Origin of the sequence: Pseudomonas sp. UBA5666 (assembly GCF_002420785.1) — a bacterium.
Lineage (GTDB): Bacteria > Pseudomonadota > Gammaproteobacteria > Pseudomonadales > Pseudomonadaceae > Aquipseudomonas > Aquipseudomonas fulva.
In genome coordinates this window covers 37,263-53,621 of the sequence record NZ_DIIQ01000015.1, presented here as the reverse complement: position 1 = coordinate 53,621, position 16,359 = coordinate 37,263, and the positions used below count along the sequence as shown (strand labels likewise).

At 63.4% G+C, this 16,359-nt stretch carries 19 protein-coding genes; 15 read left to right on the top strand and 4 right to left on the bottom strand.

Annotated elements, in window-relative coordinates:
- Positions 1-300 (bottom strand): 50S ribosomal protein L11 methyltransferase (locus B2Y33_RS09715; RefSeq protein WP_288632882.1); only part of this gene is annotated, 300 nt, incomplete at its 3' end.
- A gap of 112 nt (positions 301-412) precedes the next feature.
- Positions 413-868, bottom strand: coding sequence for a MaoC family dehydratase (locus B2Y33_RS09710; RefSeq protein ID WP_059183423.1), 456 nt, complete (start codon positions 866-868; stop codon positions 413-415).
- Positions 869-998: 130 nt separating this feature from the next.
- On the opposite strand from B2Y33_RS09710, the gene B2Y33_RS09705 reads away from it, so the two are divergent.
- From B2Y33_RS09705 to B2Y33_RS09695, 3 genes are read left to right on the top strand one after another with little or no spacing between them, the layout of a single operon-like run.
- Positions 999-1,361, top strand: coding sequence for a CidA/LrgA family protein (locus B2Y33_RS09705; RefSeq protein WP_023534554.1), 363 nt, complete (start codon positions 999-1,001; stop codon positions 1,359-1,361).
- Positions 1,358-2,074 (top strand): LrgB family protein, encoded by a 717-nt coding sequence (locus tag B2Y33_RS09700; RefSeq protein WP_027915269.1) that lies wholly within the window; start codon positions 1,358-1,360, stop codon positions 2,072-2,074. Before B2Y33_RS09705 ends, B2Y33_RS09700 begins: the two co-directional genes overlap by 4 nt.
- 9 nt (positions 2,075-2,083) lie before the next feature.
- Positions 2,084-2,674, top strand: a complete 591-nt coding sequence (locus B2Y33_RS09695; RefSeq protein WP_110607094.1) for an LON peptidase substrate-binding domain-containing protein — start codon at positions 2,084-2,086, stop codon at positions 2,672-2,674.
- Positions 2,675-2,687: 13 nt separating this feature from the next.
- Here B2Y33_RS09695 and B2Y33_RS09690 read toward each other — a convergent pair whose 3' ends face one another.
- Together B2Y33_RS09690 and B2Y33_RS09685 are read right to left on the bottom strand one after the other, a co-directional pair.
- On the bottom strand, positions 2,688-4,004 hold the full coding sequence (locus B2Y33_RS09690) for a bifunctional DedA family/phosphatase PAP2 family protein (protein WP_027915267.1): 1,317 nt from the start codon (positions 4,002-4,004) through the stop codon (positions 2,688-2,690).
- A gap of 3 nt (positions 4,005-4,007) precedes the next feature.
- On the bottom strand, positions 4,008-4,676 hold the full coding sequence (locus B2Y33_RS09685) for a DNA-3-methyladenine glycosylase (RefSeq protein ID WP_028687160.1): 669 nt from the start codon (positions 4,674-4,676) through the stop codon (positions 4,008-4,010).
- 246 nt (positions 4,677-4,922) lie between these two features.
- Between B2Y33_RS09685 and B2Y33_RS09680 the strand changes: the two genes are divergently transcribed.
- The 12 genes from B2Y33_RS09680 (at position 4,923) to lipA (ending at position 16,320) form a co-directional block, all read left to right on the top strand.
- Positions 4,923-6,194, top strand: coding sequence for a glutamate-5-semialdehyde dehydrogenase (locus tag B2Y33_RS09680; RefSeq protein ID WP_027915265.1), 1,272 nt, complete (start codon positions 4,923-4,925; stop codon positions 6,192-6,194).
- A 1-nt stretch (position 6,195) separates the two neighbouring features.
- Entirely contained in the window at positions 6,196-6,855 is a 660-nt protein-coding gene (gene nadD / locus B2Y33_RS09675; protein WP_027915264.1) for a nicotinate-nucleotide adenylyltransferase, read from the top strand.
- 43 nt (positions 6,856-6,898) lie between these two features.
- Positions 6,899-7,318: a ribosome silencing factor gene (rsfS, locus tag B2Y33_RS09670; protein ID WP_206405545.1), complete on the top strand. Its 420-nt coding sequence runs from the start codon at positions 6,899-6,901 to the stop codon at positions 7,316-7,318.
- Positions 7,319-7,328: 10 nt separating this feature from the next.
- Positions 7,329-7,796: a 23S rRNA (pseudouridine(1915)-N(3))-methyltransferase RlmH gene (gene rlmH / locus B2Y33_RS09665; RefSeq protein ID WP_027915262.1), complete on the top strand. Its 468-nt coding sequence runs from the start codon at positions 7,329-7,331 to the stop codon at positions 7,794-7,796.
- Between the two features lie 16 nt (positions 7,797-7,812).
- Positions 7,813-9,702 (top strand): penicillin-binding protein 2, encoded by a 1,890-nt coding sequence (gene mrdA / locus B2Y33_RS09660; protein ID WP_027915261.1) that lies wholly within the window; start codon positions 7,813-7,815, stop codon positions 9,700-9,702.
- Between the two features lie 38 nt (positions 9,703-9,740).
- Positions 9,741-10,844, top strand: coding sequence for a rod shape-determining protein RodA (gene rodA / locus B2Y33_RS09655; protein WP_042139378.1), 1,104 nt, complete (start codon positions 9,741-9,743; stop codon positions 10,842-10,844).
- 17 nt (positions 10,845-10,861) lie between these two features.
- Positions 10,862-11,872 carry a lytic murein transglycosylase B gene (mltB, locus tag B2Y33_RS09650; RefSeq protein ID WP_027915259.1) on the top strand — a complete coding sequence of 337 codons (1,011 nt, stop codon included), beginning with the start codon at positions 10,862-10,864 and terminating at the stop codon, positions 11,870-11,872.
- Positions 11,872-12,879, top strand: coding sequence for a septal ring lytic transglycosylase RlpA family protein (locus B2Y33_RS09645; protein WP_027915258.1), 1,008 nt, complete (start codon positions 11,872-11,874; stop codon positions 12,877-12,879). Before mltB ends, B2Y33_RS09645 begins: the two co-directional genes overlap by 1 nt.
- 266 nt (positions 12,880-13,145) lie before the next feature.
- A complete protein-coding gene (locus tag B2Y33_RS09640; RefSeq protein WP_023534573.1) occupies positions 13,146-14,306 on the top strand; it encodes a D-alanyl-D-alanine carboxypeptidase family protein in 1,161 nt (386 codons plus the stop codon).
- Between the two features lie 72 nt (positions 14,307-14,378).
- Positions 14,379-14,654, top strand: coding sequence for a DUF493 domain-containing protein (locus tag B2Y33_RS09635; protein WP_027915257.1), 276 nt, complete (start codon positions 14,379-14,381; stop codon positions 14,652-14,654).
- Entirely contained in the window at positions 14,654-15,301 is a 648-nt protein-coding gene (lipB, locus tag B2Y33_RS09630; protein WP_027915256.1) for a lipoyl(octanoyl) transferase LipB, read from the top strand. The genes B2Y33_RS09635 and lipB overlap by 1 nt, the downstream gene beginning before the upstream one ends.
- Positions 15,302-15,303: 2 nt before the next feature.
- Positions 15,304-16,320 carry a lipoyl synthase gene (lipA, locus tag B2Y33_RS09625; protein ID WP_027915255.1) on the top strand — a complete coding sequence of 339 codons (1,017 nt, stop codon included), beginning with the start codon at positions 15,304-15,306 and terminating at the stop codon, positions 16,318-16,320.
- Positions 16,321-16,359 lie beyond the last annotated feature (39 nt).

Here is a 16,359-nt window from a genome sequence, read left to right as displayed (position 1 = left end):
GTCCATCCAGCTGCGTTCCCAGTCCTGGTCTTCGATCACTTCGGCCTGGTGCTGGGGCAGCTCGACGCCCGTCAGCAGGCGCAGGTGCGCGAACACCTGTTCAGGGTTGGTGTCGGCCTCGAACAGGGCCAGCAGGTGGGTGTGCGACCACAGCGGCGTGGTATTGAGGTCTGGCTCGAAGATGGGTTGATCTTCGGCGTCCATGAAGGTGATCGACACCGCGCCGACTTCCAGCAGCGCGTCTTCGTAGGTTTCGGCTTGTTCCGGGCTGATGGCCAGACGTACTTGCAGCCAGGGCATGGCGTGTACCTTTGATAGATCCAGAAGGGCAGCCCAAGGCTGCGCGGAGCCTGGCAGTTTACGCGAGTGCGTAGGGTTTGTAGAGACGCCTGCGCCTGTCAGGTGCCGGTGCCTAGACAAAGCACAGGGACAGGGATTCAGCCCGGTAGGCGGGCTTGTCCTCGTCTTTTATCTCCAGCGTGGCGATGGCCTTGAGCAACCATTGGCCGGGGCGCTTTTGCTGCACATCGGCCAGCTCGACATGCAGGCGCACCTGGCTGTCGACCTTCACCGGCTGAATGAAGCGCACGCTGTCCAGGCCGTAGTTGACGACCATCTTCAGCCCCTGCGGCAAGACCAGGATGTCCTCGATCAGCGTAGGAATCAGGGACAGGGTCAGAAAGCCATGGGCGATGGTGCCGCCGAACGCGGTTTGCGCAGCTCGCTGCGGGTCAACGTGGATGAACTGATGATCGCCAGTCGCCTCGGCGAAACGATCGATACGCTGCTGGTCGATGGTCAGCCAGGCCGAGTGGCCGAGGGACTTGCCGACGTATTGGGTAAGCGCGGTGGCCGGCACTAGCGGCATGGTAATCCTCCTGGGTATGAAATGGCACGCGCGTGCAAGATCAGCATGCTTGGCCAGGCCGGTCAAGTTGCGCTCGGCGCGGGCAGCCTGCCCATGCTTATAATGAGCCGCACGCCTGAAGGAGAACGTTATGCTGTTGCGGGGTTTGACCTGGCTGGTGCTGTTCCAGCTGTTGGGGACGGCAGTCAATCATCTGTTGGTTCCCGTCCTGCCGGGGCCGATCATCGGCCTGTTGCTATTGCTGGGTTTTCTGATGGTGCGCGGCGAGGTGGGTGCGCCCCTCAACGAAGCTGCCGGCAGCCTGCTGCGCTACTTGCCGCTGTTGCTGGTGCCTCCGGCCGTGGGGGTGATGGTGTATGCCCGTGACATCGCCGCCGACTTCTGGGCCATCGTCGGTGCGCTGTTGATTTCCTGCCTGCTGACGCTGGTGGTGGTGGGCGTGCTGATGCAGAAACTCATTCATCGTCAGGCCCGGCGCGAGGACCAGCCATGATGCTCGACTGGCAAGGCGCATTGGATGCAGTGGTCCACCACCCATTGTTCGGCATTGGCGTGACCCTGGGGGCCTACCAGCTGGTGCTGGCCGGGTATGAGAAGACCCGCTGGATCTTCCTGCAGCCGGTGCTGGTGTCGATGGCCCTTGTGATCGGCGTGCTGCTGCTGTGCGGCATCGACTACGCCGAATACCGCAAGAGCACCGAAATCATGAACATCCTGCTGGGCCCTGCCACCGTGGCCTTGGCGGTGCCGCTGTTCCTGAACCTGCGGCGCATTCGCCAGTTGTTCTGGCCGACCTTGACTACGCTGGTACTCGGAGGCCTGTTCGCCACGGTGTGCTGCCTGTTGCTGGGATGGTGGTTTGGCGCCGAGCACATGATCCTGATGACCATGGCGCCCAAGTCCGTCACCTCGCCCATCGCGATGCTGGTAGCCGAGCAGATCGGTGGCGTGGCGGCGCTGGCTGCGGTCTTCGTGCTGATTACCGGGGTGATCGGGGCCATTTTCGGGCCTGCCTTGTTGAGCCGCTGCGGTGTGCTCAGCCCTGAAGCGCGGGGCATGTCCCTGGGCATCACGGCCCACGCGGTCGGCACCTCGGTGGCCTTGCAGGAAAGTGACGAATGCGGCGCCTTCGCCGCGCTGGCGATGAGCCTGATGGGCGTGGCAACGGCAGTGTTCCTGCCGCTGGCCGTCAGCCTGGTGGCTTGAGGAGTGATGATTATGCTACCGCTGTTTCCCCTCGACACCGTGCTGTTCCCAGGGTGTTTTCTCGACCTGCAGATTTTCGAAGCCCGCTACCTGGACATGATCGGGCGTTGCATGAAACAAGGCGAAGGCTTTGGCGTGGTCTGCATCGTGGAGGGCGAGCAGGTCGGCAAGGCGCCGCCCGTGGTGGCGTCCATTGGCTGCGAAGCGGTGATCCGCGATTTCGTCCAGCAGGACAATGGCCTGTTGGGTATTCGCGTCGAAGGGGTGCGGCGTTTCGATCTGCAGGCCACCGAGGTGCAAAAGGATCAACTGCTGGTGGGGCAGGTGCAGTGGCTGCCTGAGCTTGACGACAGCCCCTTGCAGGAAGCGGACGACGACTTGCTGGCCCTGCTGCTGGCCTTGGGCGAGCACCCGATGGTCGAGGCGCTCGACATGCCCCGGCCTGTGGACGGGCGTCAGGCGCTGGCCAACCAACTGGCCTACCTGCTGCCCTTCACCGAGCAAGACAAGCTGGACTTGCTGGCCCAGGACTCGCCCGAGCAGCGGCTGGGCGAGATCCACAGGTTGCTCGAGCGCATCCAGGGTGAGCTGTTTGCCTGAATAGCGCCTGGCGTCAGTACTGGTACCTGAGCAGGGCGTGGGGCAGTGCGTGGGTGGCAAAGAAAGCCAGCAAGGCGATGCAGGCCGGCAATACCAGCCACCAGACCTTCAGGGGCAGGGCCGGCAGGGTCTGACGGTACTGGGACAACGTCAGGCTGATCGCGCAGACGCAGCAGGCCAGCAGGGCGCCGGCCAGGATGTCGGTGGGCCAGTGTGCACCCAGGTATACCCGCGACAGGGCAATGGCCAATGCCGGAATGCAACCCAGCATGATCCAGGTCAGGCGCATGCGCGGTGGCTGGCCGCGGCCGGCGAGCACCGCCAGCACCAGAAAGAACGCAAACGACGCCGAACTGTGGCCGCTGGGCATACTGTAGCTGGTCAGCGGGTCGGTCAGCACTTCCGGCCGGGCCCGGGCGAACAGCCACTTGAGCGTGCCATTGGCGATGGCGGTGCCCATCAGCGCCCCAGCTGCGAAGAAAGCGTGCCGCCACTGGCGTACCACCAGCAGCAAGCCTGTCAGCAGCCCGCCGAGGAAGAACTGGGTGCGAAAATCCCCGAGCCGCGTCACCACCACCACAGCGCCGTCGATGGCCTGGCTGCGATGCTCCTGGACCAGCGTCATCACCCCGTCGTCGAAGGCGTGCAGGTAGGGCCAGCCAAGAAATACCCCGGCCAAGGCCAGCAGGCACAGGGCACCAATCAGCCGTGTGCCGTGGCGACGGTCGCGGATGCTGGTGCTCAGGCTAAGGCCGATGATCACCGCCAGCGTGCCGAAAATGATCCCGGCCTGGGGCCAGAAGCCTTCGGGCAGGGGCAGGCGCATGGCCGCACCGGTGGCCCAACCGGGCAGCAGGTAGGCGATCGACCACCCTGCGGCTGCCACCAGGCTCACGGCGATGAACCGCAGTAGCGGCATGTCGAACATGCCGGCGACCATTGGCAGCATGGGCCGCAACGGGCCGATGAAACGGCCTACGAGCAGGCTGGCGATGCCATAGCGCTTGAAGTAGGTTTCGGCGCTGCCGATCCATTCCGGGTGGTGCCGCAACACCGGCAGGCGGCGAATGTTCTGGTGGAAATGCTTACCGATCATGTAGGACAGCGCGTCACCCAGTAACCCGCCCAAAAAGCCCAGCAGCAAGGTTTCGCCAAGGCCCAGCACACCGCTACCTGCCAGCACGGCTACCGCAAACAGCAGCACCGTGCCTGGAACGATGATGCCGGCGATGGCCAGGCATTCGATGCACGCGACCAGGAAGATTGCGACGCCAAGCCACTGTGGGTTGGCACCCAGCCAACCGGTCAGGCCGTCGAGCCATTGTTCCATGGTTCAGCTCTCTTGTTCGATGATGGAGAAGTCACGGCCTTCGACCTGGCCGCGCCGCAATGGGTTGCGTGTGCAGAACCGGGCGTATGCGGCGTCGACGAAGCGGTACGGCAGGTGCTCGTCACGCCCGTGGGGAATGCCCAGACGGGCTGCCTGGATCACCCGCGGCACCGGGTTGGCGCAGTCGTCCACATACAGCCGCTGCGGGTCGAAGCGCTGCGCATCCCAATGTGGCACCTTGAGGCCCAGCGCCCGGCATAACAGCGTCTGCCCCGCGCACAGGCGCTCGACGGAGCGCAGGTTGCCGCTGGCGTCGGGGTTGTTCAGGTGCATCTGCGCCAGGCTGTCGGGCCCTGAGAGGGCGTCCTGCCACGGGTAGGCGGACTTGATGAGCACCGCATTGCCGGGGCCCTGGGCGCTGAAGTTCAGGGAGTCGCCGCCGCGGGCGTAGTACATATAGATGTGTCCGCCATCGAGAAACAGCGCCTTGCGCTTCTCGGTGTAGCCCAGCGACGCATGGCTACCCTTGTCGGTGAGGTAATAGGCCTCGGTCTCGATGATGCGGGCGGCAAGCCACAAGTTGCCCTGGCGGTGGCGAATGACCTTGCCCAGCAGGGCTTTGGCCAAGGTTTGGGCGTCGCGGTCGAAAAAGCTGTCTGGCAGTGCTGGCATGCAAGGGCTTCGCAGGCTAAAGGCATGAGGGTAACAGGCGCTACCTTAACCGAATCTGAAACCTTCGAACATGTGACGGCGCAGGGCAGAGATTTCCACAGAGTTCTGCTTCCTTATGGATAAGACCGGTTACATCTTTCCTACAGATTTGCCACAGCTTTTTCTACCATCCGCCACCCACCGCTGGGCGTACACCTGCGCGACAGTTATAATCAGCCGTTTCCCCACCGCCAAGACACCGAGCCCATGACTGAGTCCGTTCTTGACTACATGACCCGCCTGGGTCGCGCAGCCCGTGAAGCCTCCCGGGTAATCGGCCGTGCCAGCACCGCGCAGAAGAACCGTGCCCTGCACGCTGCCGCCGACGCGCTGGATGCAGGCCGTGACGCGCTGATCGCAGCCAACGAGCAGGACTTGGCCCATGGCCGTGCCTCTGGGCTGGAAGCCGCGTTGCTCGACCGCCTGGCCCTGACCCCGGCGCGCATCGACGGCATGATCACCGGCCTGCGGCAGGTCGCCAGCCTGCCGGACCCGGTCGGCGCCATTCGCGACATGAGCTACCGCCCATCGGGTATCCAGGTCGGCAAGATGCGCACGCCGCTGGGCGTCATCGGCATCATTTACGAATCACGCCCGAACGTCACCATCGACGCAGCCAGCCTGTGCCTGAAGTCAGGCAATGCCACGATTCTGCGCGGCGGCTCCGAAGCCATCCACTCCAACCGCGCGATTGCCGCCTGTATCCAGCGCGGCCTGGCGGCGGCGGGCTTGCCCGCCGCCGTGGTTCAGGTGGTGGAAACCACCGACCGCGAGGCGGTGGGCGCGCTGATCAGCATGCCCGAGTTCGTCGATGTCATCGTACCGCGCGGTGGCCGGGGCCTGATCGAGCGCATCAGCCGCGACGCACGGGTACCGGTCATCAAGCACCTCGACGGTATCTGCCATGTCCATGTCAGCCAGCATGCCGACCTGGACAAGGCCTGGCGCGTGGCGTTCAACGCCAAGACCTACCGCTACGGTATCTGCGGGGCGATGGAAACGCTGCTGGTGGACCAGCTGGTCGCCGAGCGCTTCCTGCCCGAAATGGCGCGCCGTTTCCAGGAGAAAGGCGTTGAGCTGCGCGGTTGCGAGCGTACCTGTGCGCTGATCGACGCGCACGCGGCCAGCGAGGACGACTGGCACACCGAGTACCTCGATGCCGTACTGTCCATCCGTGTGGTGGACAGCCTGGATCAGGCCATCGAGCACATCAACCATTATGGTTCGCATCACACCGACTCGATCATCACCGAGCATCAGGGGGAGGCGCGCCAGTTCATGGCTGAAGTGGACTCGGCCTCCGTCATGCTCAACACCCCGACGTGCTTCGCCGACGGGTTCGAATATGGCCTGGGTGCCGAGATCGGCATTTCCACCGACAAGCTTCACGCCCGTGGCCCGGTCGGCCTCGAAGGCCTGACGTGCGAGAAATACGTGGTGATCGGCGACGGTCAACTGCGCGGCCAGGAGTCCTGCTGAGTTGAGTCAGGCCCAGGCAGTTCGCCGCGTCGGCATTCTTGGCGGCACCTTCGACCCGGTCCACATCGGCCACCTGCGCAGTGCGCTCGAAGTCGCCGAGTTCATGGCCCTGGACGAGCTGCGCCTGTTGCCCAATGCTCGCCCGCCGCACCGAGACACGCCGCAAGTGGCCGCGCACGATCGCCTGGCCATGGTGCAGGGCGCCGTCGCGGGCGTTGCAGGCCTGAGCGTGGACGCGCGTGAACTGGCACGGGACAAGCCGTCGTACACCATCGATACGCTGGAGTCGATCCGTGCCGAGCTTGCCGCTGACGACCAGTTGTTTCTGGTGCTGGGCTGGGACGCCTTCTGCGGACTGCCCGGCTGGCACCGCTGGGAAGAACTGCTGCAACACTGCCACATCCTGGTGCTGCAACGCCCGGATGCGGATGTAGACCCCCCCGACGAACTGCGCAACCTGCTGGCTGCCCGTTCGCAGAGCGATCCCACCGCCATGTCCGGCCCGGCGGGAAACATTTCGTTCGTCTGGCAGACACCGCTTGCGGTGTCAGCTACACAGATCCGACAGCTGCTGGCCAGCGGCAGGTCGGTGAGGTTCCTGGTGCCGGACGCCGTACTGGCCTACATCGAGGCGCACGAACTGTATCGTGCGCCCAACTGACGGTGCCCCTGGCACCTCATCCTACGAGTTGAACGAGTTTTATATGACCAAGCAGAAAATTTACGGCGACGAACTGGTCGCAGTGACCACGGCAGCGCTGGAAGACGTCAAGGCCCAGGATATCCAGGTCATCGACGTGCGTGACAAGCACAGCCTGACCGATTACATGATCATCGCCACCGGTACCTCCAACCGTCAGATCAACGCCATGGCCGAGAAGGTCCGCGAGGCAGTCAAGGCCAAGGGCGCCCAGCCTCTGAGTGAGGAAGGCAAGGGCGACAGCGACTGGGTGCTGCTGGACCTCAACGATGTCATCGTGCACATGATGACTGCGGCTGCACGCCAGTTCTACGACCTCGAACGCCTGTGGCAGGGCGCCGAGCAGAGCCGCGCCGCCGATGGCAAGCACCACAGCCCGGACCATGTCCACGAGTACTCCGACAAGCTCAAAGATCGCGAATAAGGAAAGCGCCGTGCGTCTGCGCCTGATCGCGGTTGGCTCGCGCATGCCGAAGTGGGTCGAGGAGGGCTGGCATGAGTATGTCAAGCGCCTGCCGGCCGAACTATCGCTCGAGCTGGTGGAAATACCGCTGAACACCCGCGGCAAGAATGCCGACGTCGCCCGCCTGATTCGCCAGGAGGGCGAAGCCATGCTCAGCAAGGTGCAACCCGGGGAGCGCGTCGTAACCCTGGAGGTCCATGGCAAGCCGTGGAGCACCGAACAGCTGGCAGGTGAACTGGACCGCTGGCGCCTGGATGCGCGCACGGTGAATCTGATGGTGGGTGGGCCCGAAGGGCTTGCGCCGCAAGTGTGCGCCCGCGCCGATCAGCGCTGGTCCCTGTCGCCGCTGACCTTGCCGCACCCGCTGGTCAGGATACTCATCGGCGAGCAGGTCTATCGGGCCTGGACGGTGTTGTCCGGGCATCCCTACCACAAATGAGCCTGTAAGCAGCCCGATGTCGCAGCCGATCCGCCTCAAGGACCACGAAAAAGACGCCCGTCTGGTGCGCAACCGCGTCGTGGTCGGCGCCGTGGCGGTCATGCTGCTCATCTGCGTGCTGATTGCGCGGCTGTATTACCTGCAGATCATCCAGTACGACTACCACTCCACGCTGTCTGAGAACAACCGGGTGCATGTGCAGCCGATTCCGCCGACACGCGGGCTGATCTTCGACCGCAACGGGGTAGTGATCGCCGACAACCGGCCCAGCTTCAGCCTGTCCATGACCCGTGAGCGTGCGGGAGACTGGCAGCAAGTGCTGGACAGCATCGTCGAGATACTGGAACTCACTCCAGACGACCGCGCACTGTTCGAAAAGCGCATGCGCCAGGGACGCAGGCCGTTCGAGCCGGTACCCATCCTGTTCGAACTCAACGAGGAACAGATCGCCCGTGTGGCGGTGAACCAGTTCCGCTTGCCAGGGGTGGAGGTGGTCGCCCAACTGGTGCGTCACTATCCACAAGGGGCGCATTTCGCGCATTCGGTGGGCTACGTCGGGCGTATCAACGAGAAAGAGCTCAAAACCCTGGACCCTGTGAACTACAGCGGCACGCACCACATCGGCAAGACTGGTATCGAGCGGTTCTACGAGGCCACGCTGCACGGCCAGGTCGGCTACGAAGAAGTCGAGACCAACGCCCGCGGCCGTGTGCTCAGGGTGCTCAAACGTACCGACCCCAAGCCTGGCAAGGACATCGTGCTGAGCCTGGACATCAGGTTGCAGGAAGCGGCCGAAGCCGCCTTGGCCGGGCGCCGTGGTGCGGTGGTGGCGCTCGACCCACGTACCGGCGAAGTGCTCGCCATGGTGAGCCAGCCCAGCTTCGACCCCAACCTGTTCGTCACCGGCATCAGCTTCAAGGCCTATGCCGAACTGCGTGATTCGATCGACAGGCCGCTGTTCAACCGCATCTTGCGCGGCCTTTATCCGCCCGGTTCGACGATCAAGCCAGCCGTGGCCATCGCCGGCCTGGACAGCGGCGCGGTGACCCCGAGCAGCCGTGTGTTCGACCCTGGGTACTACCAGCTGCCCAACTACGATCACAAATACCGTAACTGGAACCGCTCGGGTGACGGCTGGGTGGACCTGGACACCGCCATCATGCGCTCCAACGACACCTACTTCTACGACCTGGCCCACAAGATGGGCATCGACCGGTTGTCCAGCTACATGAACAAGTTCGGCATCGGTCAGCGGGTGTCGCTGGACATGTTCGAAGAGTCCGCAGGGTTGATGCCGTCGCGGGAATGGAAGCGGGCTACGCGCCGGCAGGCCTGGTTCCCGGGCGAAACCCTGATCCTGGGTATCGGCCAGGGCTATATGCAGGCCACGCCTCTGCAACTGGCCCAGGCGACGGCGCTGATTGCCAACAAGGGTGTATGGAACCGGCCGCACCTGGCCAAGACCATCGAAGGGGAACCGCCGGTGGATGAAAACCCGATGCCGGACATCGTGCTGCGCGACAAGGCCGATTGGGCGCGTGTGACCCACGGCATGGAGCAGGTGATGCACGGCGCGCGCGGTACCGCCCGCAAGGCTGCCATCGGTGCCCAGTACCGCATCGCCGGCAAAAGTGGTACCGCACAGGTGGTGGCCATCAAGCAGGGCGAGAAGTACGACCGCAACAAACTTCAGGAACGTCACCGCGACCACGCCTTGTTCGTGGCCTTCGCACCGGCAGAAGACCCCAAGATCGTGGTGTCGGTCATGGTCGAGAACGGCGAGTCGGGCTCTGGGGTGGCCGCGCCTGTGGTGCGCCAGATCATGGATGCCTGGCTGCTGGACGAAAACGGCCGGCTCAAGCCTGAGCTTGCGCCGGTTACCGCTACTCAGGAGTCGCCGCTGTGATGAACAATTTCGATCGCATGCTCTCCAGCGAGGATGTGATGCGTCGGCGCGCCAGCTTCCTGCAGCGCATCCACGTCGATGGCCCCCTGCTGATCATCCTCCTGACCCTGGCCGCGGGCAGCCTGTTCGTGCTGTATTCGGCCAGCGGCAAGAACTGGGACCTGTTGCTCAAGCAGGCCACCTCGTTTGGCATCGGCCTGGTATCGATGTTCGTCATCGCCCAGCTCGAGCCACGGTTCATGGCGCGCTGGGTGCCACTGGCGTACCTGACCGGGGTATTGCTGCTGGTGGTGGTGGACGTCATGGGCCACAACGCCATGGGTGCAACGCGCTGGATCAACATACCCGGGGTGATTCGCTTCCAGCCCTCCGAGTTCATGAAGATCATCATGCCGGCGACCATCGCCTGGTACTTGTCCAAGCGCACCCTGCCGCCGCACCTCAAGCACGTGGCCATCAGCCTGGTACTGATTGGCGTGCCTTTCATTCTGATCGTGCGCCAGCCGGACCTGGGGACGGCGTTGCTGATTCTGGCCTCCGGTGCCTTCGTCCTGTTCATGGGCGGCCTGCGCTGGCGCTGGATTCTCAGCGTGTTGGCGGCAACGGTGCCGGTGGCGGTGGCCATGTGGTTTTTCGTGATGCACGACTACCAGAAGCAGCGGGTGCTGACCTTCCTCGACCCGGAGAGCGACCCGCTGGGCACGGGCTGGAACATCATCCAGTCCAAGGCGGCGATTGGGTCTGGCGGCGTATTTGGCAAGGGGTGGCTGCTGGGCACGCAGTCGCACCTGGACTTTCTGCCTGAAAGCCACACCGACTTCATCATCGCCGTGCTGGGCGAGGAGTTCGGCCTGGTGGGCATTTGCCTGTTGCTGATCGTGTACCTGCTGCTGATCGGGCGTGGCCTGATGATCACGGCGCAGGCACAGACATTGTTCGGCAAGCTGCTCGCTGGCAGCTTGACCATGACGTTCTTCGTATACGTATTCGTCAATATCGGGATGGTAAGTGGCCTTCTGCCCGTCGTCGGCGTGCCCTTGCCCTTCATTAGCTATGGCGGAACTTCATTGGTGACGCTGCTGTCAGCGTTTGGCGTTCTGATGTCGATCCACACGCATCGAAAGTGGATCGCACAGGTTTGAATAAGGTGAACAATTACATGCAAGCAGTGCGTAACTGGGCTACCCGTTGTGCGCCGTGGTTTGGTGCGGTGAGCCTGTTTGGCGCTGTACAGCTGGCCGAGGCCGGCGACTACGACAACTCGCCCCAGGTGGCCGAATTCGTTGGCCAGATGAGCCGCGACCATGGTTTTGCCCCAGAACAACTGATGGGCGTGTTCCGTGAAGTGCAGCGCAAGCAGTCGATCCTCGATGCGATTTCGCGGCCAGCCGAACGGGTCAAACCCTGGAAGGAATACCGCCCGATGTTCCTCACTGACGCGCGCATTGCGCGGGGCGTGGACTTCTGGCGCCAGCACGAAGCCGTGCTGGCGCGGGCCGAGCAGGAATATGGGGTGCCGGCACAATACATCGTGTCGATCATTGGCGTTGAAACCTTCTTCGGGCGCAACACGGGCAACTTCCGAGTGCTTGATGCGTTGTCCACCCTGGGCTTCGATTATCCCCCACGCGCCGAATTCTTCCGCAAGGAACTGCGTGAGTTCCTGCTGCTGGCCCGTGAAGAACAACTCGATCCCCTGACCCTCAAGGGCTCCTATGCCGGGGCCATGGGGCTGCCGCAGTTCATGCCCAGCAGCTTTCGCAACTACGCCGTGGACTTCGACGGTGATGGGCACATCAACATCTGGACCAACCCCGATGATGCCATCGGCAGCGTGGCGAACTACTTCAAGCGCCATGGCTGGATGGCCGGGCAGAGCGTGGTCAGCCGCGCCACCGTGCAGGGCGAGCGCGCCGATCAAGGCCTGACCACCGGTATCGAGCCGGCCAGCACGGTCGGGGAGTTGCGTGCCCTTGGCTGGTCGGTTCATGATTCGCTGCGCGATGATCTGCCCGTCACGGCCTTCCGCCTGGAGGGTGAGAACGGCCCCGAGTACTGGGTGGGCTTGAAGAATTTCTACGCGATCACTCGCTACAACCGCAGCGTGATGTATGCCATGGCGGTGCATCAGCTTGCGCAACAGCTGGTCCAAGCACGGGGCGTCAACTAATGCGCGCAATTTTCTCTACCACTTCCTTCAAGCTGGTCACCTGCGCCGCCATCGGCCTGGCGTTGGTCAGTTGCTCCTCCAGCCGCCCGGCGCCCAAGAGTTCCAGCGGCGCGAGCGTGGTGCGCAGCCAGCCCGGCCTGGACATCAACCGTGCCCACAAGGACGGTGCGCCGTGGTGGGATGTGGACGTCAACAAGATCCCCGATGCCACGCCCACCCTGCACACCGGCAACTACAAGGCCAACCCCTACACCGTCCTGGGCAAGACCTACTACCCGATGCAGGATGCGCGCAACTACCGCGCCGAGGGCACGGCGTCGTGGTATGGCACCAAGTTCCATGGTCAGAACACCGCCAACGGCGAGCTGTACGACCTGTACGGCATGAGTGCCGCGCACAAGACGCTGCCATTGCCCGCCTATGTAAAGGTGACCAACCTGGCCAACGGTCGCAGCGTCATCCTGCGGGTGAACGATCGCGGCCCGTTCTATTCCGATCGCATCATCGACCTGTCGTATGCGGCGGCGAAGAAGCTGGGCTACGCCGAGATCGGTACTGCCCATGTGCGCGTCGAAGGCATCGACCCCCAGCAATGGTGGGCTCAACGCGGCCAGACGCCGCCCATGGTGCTCAAGGAGCCCCAGGTGGCCCAGACCCAGGCGATCCCGGCCAGCTCCGGTCGGGTAGAGCAGTGGACGCCACCGCCGCAGCAGCATGCGGCGCCGGTGGTGCCGGTGCAGGTCGGTGGCAACAACGTGCCTGCCGGCACTGGCGGCAGCTTCCTGCAGGTCGGCGCATTCGCCAACCCCGATGCGGCCGAGCTGCTGCGCGCCAAGCTCAGCAGCATGGTCAGCGCACCGGTGTTCATCAGCTCGATCGTACGCAACCAGCAGACGCTGCATCGCGTACGCCTGGGGCCGATCAACAGCGAGGGTGAAGTCCAGCAGGCGCAGAACAGCATCCGCCTGGCGAACCTGGGGCAGGCCAAGTTGGTCACAGCTGACTGACCAGGCGTCCCGACAGGGTGACTGACCCCTCGCGCACGCTATGAACAGCCTGCGGGTGGGGTCCACCTATGGACAAGAGCGGTGCAAAGTGGCGGTTTTGTCATGAATTGACAGGCCCAGCCATGTACAATGCCGGTTTTGCCCGCAGCGGCACCCTGTCGCACGTTGCCGGGCCAGGCCCCAGGCCAATAACTAGACTGACCGGTGCTGGGCCGTGTGCTTGCCCAGAAAACATCTCCAGACCATTAGCGATTTTCGAGAGACGGATGAACATCACCAACCTTGCCAAACGACTTTGCTTGCCCGTATTGCTCCTGCTCACCCCGGTGGCCTTCGCGGCCGAGCAGATGACGCCCGCGCCGCCTCAACTGGCAGCCAAGTCCTACGTACTCATGGACGCGTCCAGCGGCAACGTGCTGGTCGAGAACAACGGTGACGAGCGTCTTCCGCCAGCCAGCCTGACCAAGCTGATGACCGCCTACATCGCCACGCTGGACATCCGCCGTGGCCAGATCGGCGAAAACGACCCGGTGACCGTCAGCGAAAACGCCTGGCGCACCGGCGGTTCGCGCATGTTCATCAAGGTGGGCAGCCAGGTGACCGTCAGCGACCTGCTGCACGGCATCATCATCCAGTCCGGCAACGATGCTTCCGTCGCCCTGTCCGAGCACATCGCCGGCAGCGAAGACGCTTTCGCCGACATGATGAACAAGACCGCTGCCGACCTGGGCATGACCAACAGTCACTTCATGAACCCCACTGGCCTGCCGAACCCGGAGCATTATTCCTCTGCTCACGACATGGCGATCCTGGCCCGTGCGATCATCAACGTCGACCCGGCTCACTACGCCATCTATTCGCAGAAAGAGTTCTTCTGGAACAACATCAAGCAGCCTAACCGCAACCTGCTGCTGTGGCGTGACAAGACCGTGGACGGTCTGAAGACCGGCCACACCGAAGAGGCTGGCTACTGCATGGTGGCATCGGCCGTACGTGACGGCCAGCGCCTGATCGCCGTGGTGTTCGGTACCAACAGCGAGCAGTCCCGCGCTGCCGAAACCCAGAAGCTGCTGACCTACGGCTTCCGCTTCTTCGAAACCCAGACCTTCTATCAGAAGGGCACCGAGCTGACCAAGGCTCCTGTGTGGAAAGGCGCCACCAGCGAAGTCAAGGCCGGCCTTGCCGAAGACCTGACCATGACCATGCCCAAGGGCCAGCTCAAGCGCCTGCAGGCTTCGATGACCATGAACCCGCAACTGACCGCCCCCATCGCCAAGGGTGACGTGATCGGCAAGGTTGAAGTCAAACTGGACGACAAAGTGGTTCACAGCGCCGACCTGATCGCCCTCGATGGCGTCGAGGAAGGTGGTTTCTTCCGCCGTATGTGGGATAGCATCCGTCTATTCTTCTACGGGTTGTTCAACTGACACGTGACCTGCACGCCCCCGCGTGATCGCGGGGGTGTTGTTGTTGCCACGGCTTGCGAGGCCGTTTCCGCCATGAGCGAACCAGACGTCAAGTCTCACAAAATCGAATTTCCCTGTGCCGATTATCCGATCAAGGTCATCGGTGACACCGGTGTCGGCTTCAAGGACACCGTGATCGAAGTGCTCAGCAAACACGCCAAGGTCGATCTTTCCACGCTGGCCGAACGCCAGAGCAAGGAAGGCAAGTACACCACTGTGCAATTGCACATCGTGGCCGAAAGCGAAAATCAGCTCCACGATATCAACAGCGCCCTGCGTGCCACCGGCATCGTGAAAATGGTGCTCTGATGCCCGGCTGCCTCGGTGTCCGCGAACTTGGCCTGCAGCCCTATGAACCGGTGCTCGAGGCCATGCGGCGTTTCACTGAGCAGCGCACTGCCGATACCCAGGATGAAGTCTGGCTGGTCGAACACCCGCCGGTCTTCACGCAAGGGCAGGCTGGCAAGGCCGAGCACCTGCTGGTGCCGGGCGATATTCCCGTGGTGCAGACCGACCGGGGTGGCCAGGTGACCTATCATGGGCCAGGCCAGCTGGTGGCCTATCTGCTGCTGGATGTACGCCGCCTGGGCTTCGGCGTACGCGACCTGGTCAGCCGCATCGAGCGCAGCCTGATCGCCCTGCTCGATGGCTACGCGGTGCAGGCCGCTGCCAAGCCCGATGCACCGGGTGTGTATGTAGACGGCGCGAAGATCGCTTCGCTCGGCCTGCGTATCCGCAACGGCCGCTCCTTTCATGGCCTAGCCTTGAACGTGGACATGGACCTGGCGCCCTTTTGCCGAATCAACCCCTGCGGTTATGCGGGGCTGGCGATGACCCAGCTGCGTGACCTGGCAGGCCCGATCGAACTCGACGAGGTCAGGACAAGGCTGCGCGAACAGCTGGTCAAGCACCTCGACTACGCAGAGCAGACGACCCTCACGGGCGGAATCGACTGAATATGACTACTGTGCAAGAAGCCGTGCCGAACCTGATCCCAACCCAGGACGCTACTGCGCGTTCCGCCCCCAAAAAGGTCGAAGCCGGGGTCAAGCTGCGAGGCGCCGACAAGGTCGCGCGCATCCCGGTCAAGATCATCCCCACCGACGAGCTGCCCAAGAAGCCTGACTGGATCCGCGTGCGTATCCCGGTCTCGCCCGAGGTAGACCGCATCAAGCAACTGCTGCGCAAGCACAAGCTGCACAGCGTCTGCGAAGAAGCCTCCTGCCCGAACCTGGGCGAGTGCTTCTCGGGCGGCACCGCCACCTTCATGATCATGGGCGACATCTGCACCCGGCGCTGCCCGTTCTGCGACGTGGGGCATGGCCGTCCCAAGCCGTTGGACCTGGACGAGCCGAAGAACCTTGCGGTGGCCATTGCCGACCTGCGCCTGAAGTACGTGGTCATCACCTCGGTTGACCGTGATGATCTGCGCGATGGCGGCGCCCAGCACTTTGCCGACTGCATCCGCGAAATCCGCGCCTTGTCGCCAGGCGTGCAGCTCGAAACCCTGGTTCCGGACTACCGGGGCCGTATGGACGTGGCGCTGGCGATCACGGCCCAGGAGCCGCCGGATGTGTTCAACCACAACCTTGAAACCGTGCCGCGCCTGTACAAGGCCGCTCGCCCGGGTTCGGACTACGACTGGTCGTTGGACCTGCTGCAGAAGTTCAAGCAGCTGGTACCGCATGTGCCCACCAAGTCCGGCCTGATGCTCGGGTTGGGCGAGACCGACGAAGAAGTGATCGAGGTCATGCACCGCATGCGCGAACACGACATCGACATGCTCACCCTGGGTCAATACTTGCAGCCATCGCGCAGCCACTTGCCAGTGCAGCGCTTCGTGCACCCCGACACCTTTGCCTGGTTCGCCGAGGAAGGCTATCGCATGGGCTTCAAGAACGTCGCTTCCGGCCCATTGGTGCGCTCGTCCTACCACGCCGACCAGCAAGCGCACGAAGCCAAGATCAAGCTCTGATCTGACCGTGAAAATAGAAATGCCGATGCGCCGCAAGGC

Excerpts from the sequence above, each read along its gene's own strand:
- B2Y33_RS09710 (WP_059183423.1), bottom strand. The coding sequence starts at position 868 with ATGCCGCTAGTGCCGGCCACCGCGCTTACCCAATACGTCGGCAAGTCC.
- B2Y33_RS09705 (WP_023534554.1), top strand. The coding sequence starts at position 999 with ATGCTGTTGCGGGGTTTGACCTGGCTGGTGCTGTTCCAGCTGTTGGGG.
- B2Y33_RS09700 (WP_027915269.1), top strand. The coding sequence starts at position 1,358 with ATGATGCTCGACTGGCAAGGCGCATTGGATGCAGTGGTCCACCACCCA.
- B2Y33_RS09690 (WP_027915267.1), bottom strand. The coding sequence starts at position 4,004 with ATGGAACAATGGCTCGACGGCCTGACCGGTTGGCTGGGTGCCAACCCA.
- B2Y33_RS09685 (WP_028687160.1), bottom strand. The coding sequence starts at position 4,676 with ATGCCAGCACTGCCAGACAGCTTTTTCGACCGCGACGCCCAAACCTTG.
- B2Y33_RS09680 (WP_027915265.1), top strand. The coding sequence starts at position 4,923 with ATGACTGAGTCCGTTCTTGACTACATGACCCGCCTGGGTCGCGCAGCC.
- rsfS (WP_206405545.1), top strand. The coding sequence starts at position 6,899 with ATGACCAAGCAGAAAATTTACGGCGACGAACTGGTCGCAGTGACCACG.
- mrdA (WP_027915261.1), top strand. The coding sequence starts at position 7,813 with ATGTCGCAGCCGATCCGCCTCAAGGACCACGAAAAAGACGCCCGTCTG.
- rodA (WP_042139378.1), top strand. The coding sequence starts at position 9,741 with ATGCGTCGGCGCGCCAGCTTCCTGCAGCGCATCCACGTCGATGGCCCC.
- mltB (WP_027915259.1), top strand. The coding sequence starts at position 10,862 with ATGCAAGCAGTGCGTAACTGGGCTACCCGTTGTGCGCCGTGGTTTGGT.
- B2Y33_RS09645 (WP_027915258.1), top strand. The coding sequence starts at position 11,872 with ATGCGCGCAATTTTCTCTACCACTTCCTTCAAGCTGGTCACCTGCGCC.
- B2Y33_RS09640 (WP_023534573.1), top strand. The coding sequence starts at position 13,146 with ATGAACATCACCAACCTTGCCAAACGACTTTGCTTGCCCGTATTGCTC.
- B2Y33_RS09635 (WP_027915257.1), top strand. The coding sequence starts at position 14,379 with ATGAGCGAACCAGACGTCAAGTCTCACAAAATCGAATTTCCCTGTGCC.
- lipB (WP_027915256.1), top strand. The coding sequence starts at position 14,654 with ATGCCCGGCTGCCTCGGTGTCCGCGAACTTGGCCTGCAGCCCTATGAA.
- lipA (WP_027915255.1), top strand. The coding sequence starts at position 15,304 with ATGACTACTGTGCAAGAAGCCGTGCCGAACCTGATCCCAACCCAGGAC.